This window comes from Marinifilum sp. N1E240 (genome assembly GCF_009295825.1).
Taxonomy (GTDB): domain Bacteria; phylum Bacteroidota; class Bacteroidia; order Bacteroidales; family Marinifilaceae; genus Marinifilum_A; species Marinifilum_A sediminis.
The window spans coordinates 1-3,489 of the sequence record NZ_WHKF01000023.1 but is presented as its reverse complement, the minus strand read 5'-3'; the positions used below and the strand labels follow the sequence as shown (position 1 = coordinate 3,489).

The following is a 3,489-nucleotide window of genomic DNA, read 5'->3' as shown; positions in this document are numbered from 1 at the left end:
ACGAACTTCATTGTCTTTAGCAATTGATTGGTCTAATGAGATGGGAAAAAGATGAGTTTGTGTTCTGTCTTGTCCTTGTATAAATCTCATACTATAAGATAACAAAGTGCTGAAAATCTATCAAATATAAGCATGCTTACTTATCAACAACTTATCAAGGTTTTTAGACAGTCTGACGGTCTTGCTAAAATTTGAGGGCGATTTACAAATGCCGCCTTATCAAAGCCGCTACCGTTTAAAGTTTTGTTATATTATCTAGTTGAGCGTCACCGCCCTTTAATTTTAACTTTTGTTGGGTGTTGCCTAATTTACAATTCTTCGCTGTCTTGTATAAAGCGAACCTTTTTTTGTAACTGCTCCATTTTTCTTCATGTCATATTCAAATTCGTCTTCATAAAGCACAAAAAGCAAAGGCAGATAAAAACTAAATTCAGAATCATAATCGCGCTGTAGTATACGTATGAACATATCCTTTAAGGAATCAATTTCTTTAATAACAAGCTTATCCATTATTGGATCGAATCCTTTGATGATACTCTTCTCTAATTTTTCTTCATTAAAATTTATTTGAATTTTAACAATCATTAATCCTTGTATATTATTCTCAATTGCTATCTCGGGAATTGTCAGATTATTGTATAAGTCAGGTAAAATAAACCTTTCAACTTTATTTATGCTTTGAAGATCTGACTCCATTATTTGCAATGTTGTGTCTACTCTAAGTTTACCATCCTCTTTGTATAAACTGCTTATTTGAGCACTAACATTGAAATAACAGACAAATAATATTATAGTCGTAACAATTTTCATAGTTCTGCTTTAGGTTACACCCAACTAGTTAGGAAATGCACTATAAGTGCCTCTATATTTTACTATATCGTGATTTAAAGTGCACGATACCATAGCATAAAGGTCAGTATTGTACACTTCCAATTCAGAGTCTATCAAATTTATGAAAAACAAATAGCAAACAATAAAATCAAAAGAGGCAAAACTAGCAGCGAACATAAAATAGAATAAATCTACATAATTACAAGAGGATATAAAAAAGCTGTGGCACTCCTACCACAGCTTAGTTCTGTTTGTTCCTTTTCAGTACAATTAATCGATTCCCAACCATTCTATTGTTTCACTACGCTTCAGTTTTGTTGGTTTAGGACTCACATAGGTCAAATAAGAACTCCATTCTATTGGATGAGAGCAAAAACCATGATGAACAGGATTATTGTGAATATACAAGACCAATTGTTTTAAATAATCTTCATCATCAATCAGCTTTCGCTTAAATAGACCTTCAAATAGAGATCCGTGACTTTTGTTGCGTTTGTTAAACGATTTGGTGGAGGCATTAAATAAATTTGAAAAAATACTGATGTGGTGGTTTCAGACCTAACAGGTTTTCAAAACCTGTCAGGTCTATTCGCCAAACGACAAGGATTTAAGGCTTTTATAATGTATTCATCTTATTTTATGGGGATGCGCAACGGTTACTTTTGTTATGCCCTGTATGTTTCTTATCTGTTCTCAAGTTCATTTATCTGGTATTCAATTATGTTTTTCCAGCTAAGTATTCTTGTAGAGTTATTATCATTGTAGAACATACTTGTTTTATTAATAATAGCATCTTCATCAAAGCAAACAAATATAGAATCATTGCTTAGTCGCGAGTATATCTTATATTCAGGTTGATGATCGATGAGATGTATGATAATCGATGGAGATCCTTCAGAATCAAATTCTCCTTCAATTACAGGATATATTATTTCTTTTTTTAATTCTCGAGAACAATTATTGAAATAGTTAAAAATTGTTGAATATTCGATGTCTATAGGAGCGAAATAACAATTTTCTCTAATAGTTTGATGAAAGGTAGAGCCATTTTTTTTCCAATGTAAATAAGCTTCCCAAGGAGAGTTTTCGTTATCACATTCATTATATCTCTCATACCCAATATATTTTATTGTGTAAAGTCCAATTGTATCTATGCTCTCTTTTGTTAAACTGTCTATATATTCTACAATTTTAGCTTCAAGAGGTAGTCTTGTGAACTTTTCAGGATATAGCTTCTTTAATTTTTCTAAATCAACAGTTTTACTTCTTTTCCATTCGATTGCCACTTCTTCTTTGGTCATTCTCTTTTGAGAATAAGTAGAAATGTAATTAAGACTTAAAATGATAATTAATAGAATTAGTCTCATATTAATATTGGGCATAACGTTGAGAATATGGGGCGTTGGGCATTTCAAAGCTCCTAATTATCAAATCGCAATATAGTTTTTTAAATGCACTCACTTACCAAATTTAAACAATCCGCCCAATGACTTATATTTATTGTTGTGCTGAGTTATTTTTATCAGTCCTAATTTCCCAATTGGTTTACTTGATACAAGAATAGTCTCGTTGGCTCTATTAAATCTCATCAAATCAATTGAGAATCCAATATTTAAACTATCTAATTTCTCAATCTCAGTTTCATTAAATCGGCACAGTTCAATACCATGCATACCTTTATTTAATAGAATCAGGTCATTATACGTGCATATTGAACGAGCTGATGTTTTAAATTCTGATATCAAGTTTAGTTTGTTATTATCCAATCTATAAACCCTTAAATATCCCATCCCACAAATAAAAATATACTCATCATTTTCGTCTATGACAATGTCATAACAAACACTTTTGCAATCATCAAATTTTATTGGTTTTGATTTATTCTCAGAAAGGTCTTGTAAGAATAATTTCCCAGTATTTGTGCCATAAATAATCGAATCTTGTTTATTTAAAGAACTAATTGTCGTAATATCCTTATTTTTAAAAGGTATAGAGTACTTAGCATCTAATGTATCACTGTTGGGGTCGAGTACTTCAATTTCCTTTTTCAAAAATCTAAGAATTAATCCTTTCCTTGTCCTCACAGGAAGCTCATGTCCATGAATACCAAATACATTTGTTATATCAAAAAATGTATCTGAACCTGCTGTGAATCCTTTCAGCTTATCATATTCATTTTGGGACAAATATTGAAACCCATTTTTACCAGTTAAACAAATCTCATCATATAATTCTGGCTGAAATCTCTCTTCATAAGGTTTCTTAATCTGATAGGCTACGTCTTTGTCCTTAATTTCTGATAATATATCAACACTTACCTTTTTCTTAACTGAAATTTCGGCAACTTTAAAGATGTCGGTCAGTAGAAACGATTCTCTTTTTTCTGATATCCATATTGCCTGTCGCATGTAATCTAAAGGGTTGTCTATAATTTTAATCAGGTCAAGTTTCATTTTTAATCTATATGATGTAATTTATTTATTACTAATCTGTCGTTCTATCGCAACGTTAATTCAGCACAACGGGCTTGCGTCGAGTAGGCAAAGGGAGTTTCACCCTAAGCCTCTCACAGAACCGTACGTGATAGTCTCCCATCATACGGCTCTTCTAATTTTATTTACAAGTAAATGCTCATCCTCTTTCAAGTTGGCAAATTGT

Annotated in this window: 4 protein-coding genes; all 4 read right to left on the bottom strand. The window is 31.6% G+C overall.

From position 1 onward, the window contains the following. Positions 1-303 precede the first annotated feature (303 nt). Complete coding sequence (locus GCQ56_RS20075) at positions 304-810, bottom strand: hypothetical protein (RefSeq protein WP_152736328.1); 507 nt, start codon at positions 808-810, stop codon at positions 304-306. Between the two features lie 291 nt (positions 811-1,101). Continuing rightward, entirely contained in the window at positions 1,102-1,239 is a 138-nt protein-coding gene (locus tag GCQ56_RS20390) for a hypothetical protein (protein WP_193323852.1), read from the bottom strand. 275 nt (positions 1,240-1,514) lie between these two features. Beyond that, positions 1,515-2,132, bottom strand: a complete 618-nt coding sequence (locus tag GCQ56_RS20070; protein WP_152736327.1) for a hypothetical protein — start codon at positions 2,130-2,132, stop codon at positions 1,515-1,517. A 156-nt stretch (positions 2,133-2,288) separates the two neighbouring features. Further along, positions 2,289-3,284 (bottom strand): hypothetical protein, encoded by a 996-nt coding sequence (locus tag GCQ56_RS20065; RefSeq protein WP_152736326.1) that lies wholly within the window; start codon positions 3,282-3,284, stop codon positions 2,289-2,291. Positions 3,285-3,489 lie beyond the last annotated feature (205 nt).

Bases quoted from the DNA above. Each gene is read 5' to 3' on its own strand.
- GCQ56_RS20075 (WP_152736328.1), bottom strand. From the start codon at position 810: ATGAAAATTGTTACGACTATAATATTATTTGTCTGTTATTTCAATGTT.
- GCQ56_RS20070 (WP_152736327.1), bottom strand. From the start codon at position 2,132: ATGACCAAAGAAGAAGTGGCAATCGAATGGAAAAGAAGTAAAACTGTT.
- GCQ56_RS20065 (WP_152736326.1), bottom strand. From the start codon at position 3,284: ATGAAACTTGACCTGATTAAAATTATAGACAACCCTTTAGATTACATG.